Annotated in this window: 4 protein-coding genes and 1 pseudogene; 1 reads left to right on the top strand and 4 read right to left on the bottom strand. The window is 75.4% G+C overall.

Going from position 1 to position 6274, the window contains the following annotated elements; translation table 11 throughout:
• Positions 1–8: 8 nt before the first annotated feature.
• The 3 genes from D3A59_RS11860 to D3A59_RS11870 all read right to left on the bottom strand — a co-directional run bounded on the left by D3A59_RS11860 (position 9) and on the right by D3A59_RS11870 (position 5414).
• Positions 9–2861, bottom strand: a complete 2853-nt coding sequence (locus D3A59_RS11860) for an Hsp70 family protein (RefSeq protein ID WP_119155141.1) — start codon at positions 2859–2861, stop codon at positions 9–11.
• 100 nt (positions 2862–2961) lie between these two features.
• Positions 2962–4821, bottom strand: coding sequence for an Hsp70 family protein (locus tag D3A59_RS11865; protein ID WP_119155142.1), 1860 nt, complete (start codon positions 4819–4821; stop codon positions 2962–2964).
• Complete coding sequence (locus tag D3A59_RS11870) at positions 4821–5414, bottom strand: DUF2760 domain-containing protein (RefSeq protein WP_119155143.1); 594 nt, start codon at positions 5412–5414, stop codon at positions 4821–4823. The genes D3A59_RS11865 and D3A59_RS11870 overlap by 1 nt, the downstream gene beginning before the upstream one ends.
• Before the next feature lie 334 nt (positions 5415–5748).
• On the opposite strand from D3A59_RS11870, the gene D3A59_RS11875 reads away from it, so the two are divergent.
• Positions 5749–5991, top strand: a complete 243-nt coding sequence (locus D3A59_RS11875) for a hypothetical protein (RefSeq protein ID WP_119155144.1) — start codon at positions 5749–5751, stop codon at positions 5989–5991.
• Between the two features lie 60 nt (positions 5992–6051).
• Here D3A59_RS11875 and D3A59_RS11880 read toward each other — a convergent pair.
• Positions 6052–6216: pseudogene (locus D3A59_RS11880) on the bottom strand (tyrosine-type recombinase/integrase); the annotation flags it as partial.
• Between the last annotated feature and the right edge of the window lie 58 nt (positions 6217–6274).

Below are 6274 nucleotides of genomic sequence, written 5' to 3' on the forward strand. Positions count from 1 at the left end.
GTCCCCGTTCAGGCGATCAGCTTCAGCCCCGGGGGCAGCGCCTCGCCGAAGACGCGCCGCTCGGTCGCCTCGTCGAGCTGCACCACCTCGCGCACCATCGCGATCCAGCTCGGCGCGGCGTGCGCGGCGGAGAGCCTGCCCACCACGCGCTCGCGCAGCTCCGGCGCGATGTCGCGCGTGCGGTCGCCCGTCATGCGGGCGAGGTGCGCCGCGGCGAAGGCCGCCGCCTCGACGCGCCGCCAGTCCAGCGCCAGCAGCGTCTCGAGCCACTGCGCCGCGGTGTCGGCCGGCACCACGCCGTGCGCGCTGCCGTAGAAGGGCTGGCGCGCGCCGATGCGGCCCACCGCCCACAGCAGCCGGCCGTCGACGTCCTCGCCCTTCCCGGCGCCGGCCACCGGCCTGTGCAGCCGCCCGAGCAGCCACTCGCCGATCTCGGCCTTGTGCTCGGCCGGGATGCGCTCGAGCGAGGCACCGAGGCGGATCATGTCGTCGAAGCCGCCCTTCACGAGCCTGGGCGGGCGCGGCTCGCCGGCCTCGGCGCCCTGCAGGTTCCACGCGAAGTCGTCGAGGAGGCGCAGCTGCGCCTCCTCGGGCAGGCCGCCGGCGACACGGCGCCACAGCGTCCACCATTCGGAGGCGACCTGCGCGTCGTGGCCGTGCTGCACGCCGGCCTCGAACAGCGTCCACAGCTGCTCGATGCGCCAGCCGTCGAGCGGGTCGCCGAAGCCGGGGCGCAGGCAGAAGCCCGCGAGGTTGAGCCAGACGCGCTCGTGGTCGGCCGAGCGGCGCCGCGCCTTCGCGCGCTGCCACAGCGCGTCGAAGAGCCGGCGCAGCAGCGGCGTCGGCCAGCGCTCGCGCGCGCCGAGCAGCGCCTCGAGCTGCGCGCGCAGCTGCTTGACCTCCTTGGGCGCGACCTGCTGCGAGCGCGCGCCGAAGACGCGCTCGATGCGCTCGACCGTCTCGCCGAAGCCGGGCGGCGCGCCGGCCGCAGCCGACTCCGCCGCGTCCTCGCCCGCCTCGCCGCGCAGCTGGAACTCGAGCGACCAGCGCTGCGCGGGGTCCTCGACGCCCACGCAATCGACCTCCAGCGTGCCGACCTCGGTCAGCGTGGTCGCGAGCTGCACCGGCACCTCGCGGCGCCCGCCCGCGGCGCCCGGCGCGACGACGGTGGCGATCGGCGGCAGGCGCACGAACTCGCCCTCGTCGAGCGCGACGAGCTCGCCGAGCCGGTAGTCGGCCTGCGAGCCGGAGCCCGCGGTGGTCGACGCGAGGTGGAAGCGCACCGGGCGGCCGAGCCGCAGCGCGAAGGTCCGCTCCTGCAGCCGCAGCTCGCGGCCCTCCTCGCTGCCGCGCGGCAGCACGCAGACGCCGCGCGCGGCCGAGCCGGCCGCGGCGTCCCGGGGCACGTCGTCGAGCAGCAGGAAGTAGCTGCGCGCCGAGCCGCCGCCGATGCGCGGCGCACGGCCCCGGCGCGCGAGGGAGAAGGCCACCGCGCCGCGCGCCACCGCGACGTCCGGGTTGTCGTTGTGCAGCAGGCGCAGCGGCGCGCCGCGCCAGTCGGCCAGCGTCTGCTGCAGCCGGCGCGCGAGCGCGTCGGCGCGGAACACGCCGCCGTTGAGCAGCAGCGTGTCCGGCACCGGCAGCGCCGCGCCCCCCTCGCCCAGGCCCAGCGCCAGCCGCGAATCCGCCGCGTGCCGCATCAGGAAGCTGCCGACATGGCGCGTCACGGCCGCGTCGGCCGCGTAGGGCAGCCCGAACTCGACCAGCCCGGCGCGCGCGCGCCGCACCGGCTCGGTCGGCGCCACGCGCGGGAAGAAGCCGTCCACGACGAGGCGCTCGACCTCCTCGCGCGCGAGCTCCACCGTGCGCGCGCCGCCGACGAGGCGCGAGCCGGCGCCGAGCAGCGTCACCGCGGCGCGCTCCGGCGCGTCGGCCGCGAGCAGTTGCTCCTTCGCGGCGCGGCAGCGCTCGATCAGCTGCGACATGCGACTCGCCGACAGCCGCGCGCCCGGGGCGTCGCCGCCGCCGAGGCGCTGCTCGGCCAGGTGCGCGAGCGCGAGGTCCATGTTGTCGCCGCCGAGCATCAGGTGGTTGCCCACGCCGATGCGGGTGAGCTGCGGGGCGCCCTCCTCGCCCTCCTTGCCCGGCTCGACGCGGATCAGCGTCAGGTCGGTGGTACCGCCGCCGACGTCCACCACCAGCACGAGGCGCGTGTCCGCCAGCTCCGCGTCGAGCGTGTCGCGGTGGCGGTGCAGCCAGTCGTAGAAGGCCGCCTGCGGCTCCTCCAGCAGCCGCACGTCCGGCAGGCCCGCATCGCGTGCGGCCTGCAGCGTCAGCATGCGCGCGCCCTCGTCGAAGGAGGCCGGCACCGTCAGCACCACCTGCTGGCGCTCGAGCGGCGCGTCCGGGTGGCGCGCGTTCCAGGCGGCGCGCACGTAGGCGAGGTAGCTGGCGCTCGCCGCCACCGGCGAGACCTTGGGCACCTCGGCCTCGGCGCCCCAGGGCAGGATCGCCGCGCCCCGGTCCACCGCCGCGTGCGACAGCCAGCTCTTGGCGCTCGCCACCAGCCGCCCCGGCACCTGCGCGCCGCGCGCGCGGGCGAGCTGCCCGATCACCGCCTGCGGCAGCCCGGCCGGATCGCGCCAGCTCCAGGGCAGCCCGAGGTCGCCGTCGGCGAACTCGCCCGGCGCCGGGTGGTAGCGCAGCGAGGGCAGCATCGGCCGCGTCGCGACCTCGCCGGGTGCGACGAGCTGCTCGATCTCGAACAGCCGGATGCCGGCGTCCTCCTGCTGCGCGTCGGCCCAGGCCACCACCGTGTTGGTGGTGCCGAGGTCGATGCCGACCACGTAGCGGGAGCTCATGTCCGTCCCCCGGCGGCGCGGCACCGCGCGCGGTCCCCCGGGGGGACCCCGGCCGGCCGGCGGGAGAAGGCGGCGCCCTGTCTGGAGTTCATGCGCTCCGTCAAGCCGCCTGCTCGCCGCCCCGCACGTCGAACTCGACCTTCCAGCGCTCGCCGCCGCCCGCCGCGCCGGACTGGGGCAGCGCCTCGAGCTCCAGCGTGCCGGCCTCGGTGACCTTGGCGTGCAGCTTCACCGGCACCACCTCGCCGGGCTGGCGCCCCTCGGCGGGCAGCGTGGCCTGGATCTCCTCCAGCTCCTGCAGCTCCTCGGGCGTCCAGAAGTCGAGCACGGTGCCGACCTGGTCCTGGCGCCGCACCGAGGAGCCGAAGAAGCGGAAGTGCACCGGCTCGCCGACGACGAGGCCGAACTCCTGCTCGGGCAGCGGCGCGTCGCTGCCCTCCTCCATCCCAAAGGGCGCGACGCACAGCGCCTGGATCGGCGGCTCCAGCCCCGGCACCGCCGGCATCGCCGACTCGATCGCGACGTAGTAGGACTGCGCCGTGCCGCCGCGGATGCGCACGCCGCGCCCGCGCCGCACATGGCCGTAGTAGGCCGCGCCGCGCGCCACCGCGAGGTCGAGGTCCGCGCCCGCGAGCGCGCGCGCCGGCGCGGCACCCTCGGCGGCGAGCCAGCCGTTGAGCGTCGCCATCGTGCGCTCGGCGAGCAGCGAGGACTTGAACACGCCGCCGTTGAACAGCACCGCGGTCGGGTGCAGGAAGCTGGCGTTCGCGTGCTGCGCGCCGGCGAAGCCCTCCAGCTCCGCGAGCGCGCCCACCTGCCGCCCGAGGAAGGCGGCAAGGTGGCGCGTCACCGCCGCGTCCTGCGCGTAGGGCAGGCCGAGCTGCGTCAGGCCCGCGCGGGTGCGCGTCACAGGCCGCGCCGTCGCGTCCACCTGCGGGAAGAAGCCTTCGAGGATGGTCGCGGTGACCTCCTCGCGCGTGAGCTCGGTGCGGATCGAGCCGCCGATCAGGCGCGAGCCGCGGCTGGCCACGACGATCGGCCAGGTCCCGGCGTTCGCGTCGGCCAGCAGCGCCTCCTTGCCGGCGCGGCAGGCGTAGGTCAGCGCGCGCATCTGCGTCGGGTCGAGCTGCGTGCCGTTCGCCGCGAGCTTGCGCGCGACGACGTGCGCGAGCGCGAGGTCCATGTTGTCGCCGCCGAGCAGGATGTGCTCGCCGACCGCGACGCGGTGCAGCTCCAGGTTGCCCTCGCGCTCGTGCACCGCGATCAGCGAGAAGTCGCTGGTGCCGCCGCCGACGTCCACCACCAGGATGATGTCGCCCGGCCGGACCTCCTTGCGCCACGCGCCGCCGCTGTTCTGGATCCAGCTGTAGAGCGCGGCCTGCGGCTCCTCCAGCAGCGTGAGCTGCTCGTAGCCGGCGGCCTTGGCGGCCTCGGCGGTCAGCTCGCGCGCGGCCGGATCGAACGAGGCCGGGATCGTCACGGTGACGTTCTGAGCGCGCAGCGGCGCGTCCGGGTGCGCGTGGTCCCAGGCCCGGCGCAGGTGGTCCAGGTAGCGGATCGACGCCTCCAGCGGCGAGACGTGCGGCACCTCGGCCGGCGAGCCCGGCGGCAGGATCGCCGCGCGGCGATCCACCCCCGGATGGCAGAGCCAGCTCTTCGCGCTCGACACGAGCCGGATCGGCGTCGTCGCGCCGCGGCTGCGCGCCATCTCGCCCACCGCGTAGTCCGCCCCGCCCCAGGGCAGGCTCAGCTCGCCGGGGGCCAGCTCGTCGGCATGCGGCAGGTAGAGGAAGGACGGCAGCAGCGGCGGCTGCTCCACCGCGCCGGGGCCGGTGAGCTGCGGGATCGGCAGCACGCCGTGCTGCGTCTTCTCGCCGTCGCTTGCCGCGAGGTCCACCCAGGACACCGCGCTGTGGGTGGTGCCGAGATCGACACCGATGGCATAGCGGGATTCGTTCATCACAGTTCCACCTCCGCCTGGGCGACGACCGAGGCGTCATGGCGCTCGGCCAGCTTCGGCAGGCGCACCGCGGTGACGCGCCAGCCGCGATGGCTCAAGTGACCGGTGAAGGGCGGCTTGCCGACCACGTTGCCGGTGAGCCGGACTGCCGACGCGTCGAAGCCCTCGGGCACCGTGACGCGGCTGCCCTCGGCCTCGGTGCGCACCGGCTCGATGCTGAAATGCTCGCGCAGCACCTTGCGGCAGCCCTCGTGCACGAGGCGCGCGGCGACGCCGATGTCGGCGTCCGAGTAGCCGGAGAGGTTCTCCTGCGTGAAGTCAATCAGCCGCGCCTCGCGCTGCAGCAGCCCGAGCAGCTGCAGCGCGGCGTCGGGCGTGGCCTCCTTCAGTACCACCGGCGGCGGGGGCGGCGGCGCGACGACCGGGGCCGGCGCGGGCGCGGGCGGCTCGGGGGGCGGCGGCGCCGCGACCTCGTCGCGCGAGGGGATGCGCGCGGCGTAGTCGGCGTCAGACAGGATGCCGAAGAAGGCGCCGAAGGCCATCGAGACGCGGCGCATGAAGGAAGGTTTTTCGGGCGGGTTCGGAGTGCTCATCGAAGGTGGCCGGGTCCTGGGGCGGCGCCGGCCGGTGTACGCGACGGCTGGCCGCTGTGGCGATCGGCCCGGGCCGCGCATGCGACGCCCGGGCGGGCAGAAAGATGCGCATTCGCGCACGGTTTGCGGCGAATTCTATGTGGCGCCGCCGCATTGCCGGGGCGCGCAGCCCCTCTGCGGGCACGCAGGCAGGGAAACGGGCATGCGATGTGCCCGCGCCGGGCGGCGCAAGCGTCACCGCGCGGAAATGCGCCTGCGGCCAGAATGGGGTCCGGCGGTGCGCCTGCGGGCCGGCGCCGCCCCCTCCACCCTTTGACCCAAGAAAGCGAGATCGATGCCCACGCCGCAAGACGACTGGATCGACGAATGCGCCGCCCGGCTGCGCGAACTGGTGCCCGAGCTGGATGAAGCGACCGCGCGGGACCTCGCCGGCGAGCTGTGGGAGGAGGCCTCCGGCGTGATGGAGCCTGCCGAAGCAGCGGAGATGGAGATGCGGGTGCGCCTGCAGGAGAGCGCCGGAACCGACGAGGACGACGAGGCCGGCGAGCCGGGTCAGGACCAGCCGCCGATCCACTGACAGGCCGCCGCGGCGCCGTCGGACAGACAGGCGCGCTTCCTCGCGCGGCCACGGTTCCGTTCAGATCGCGTCGAGCGGGCTGCGCACGCCGAACCCGCCGCGGTTCAGCACGTGCGTGTAGACCTGCGTCGTCGCCACATCGGCGTGGCCCAGCAGTTCCTGCACCGTGCGGATGTCGTAGCCGGCCTGGAGCATGTGGGTGGCGAAGCTGTGGCGCAGCACATGGGTACGTATTCAGCCGGGGTGCTGAACTGAGGATCAGCCGGCGGGCTGGGGCAGGAGG

The sequence above is a fragment of the Caldimonas tepidiphila genome, assembly GCF_003569765.1.
Classification (GTDB): Bacteria; Pseudomonadota; Gammaproteobacteria; order Burkholderiales; family Burkholderiaceae_C; genus Caldimonas; species Caldimonas tepidiphila.

Excerpts from the sequence above, each read along its gene's own strand:
- D3A59_RS11860 (WP_119155141.1), bottom strand. The coding sequence starts at position 2,861 with ATGAGCTCCCGCTACGTGGTCGGCATCGACCTCGGCACCACCAACACG.
- D3A59_RS11865 (WP_119155142.1), bottom strand. The coding sequence starts at position 4,821 with ATGAACGAATCCCGCTATGCCATCGGTGTCGATCTCGGCACCACCCAC.
- D3A59_RS11870 (WP_119155143.1), bottom strand. The coding sequence starts at position 5,414 with ATGAGCACTCCGAACCCGCCCGAAAAACCTTCCTTCATGCGCCGCGTC.
- D3A59_RS11875 (WP_119155144.1), top strand. The coding sequence starts at position 5,749 with ATGCCCACGCCGCAAGACGACTGGATCGACGAATGCGCCGCCCGGCTG.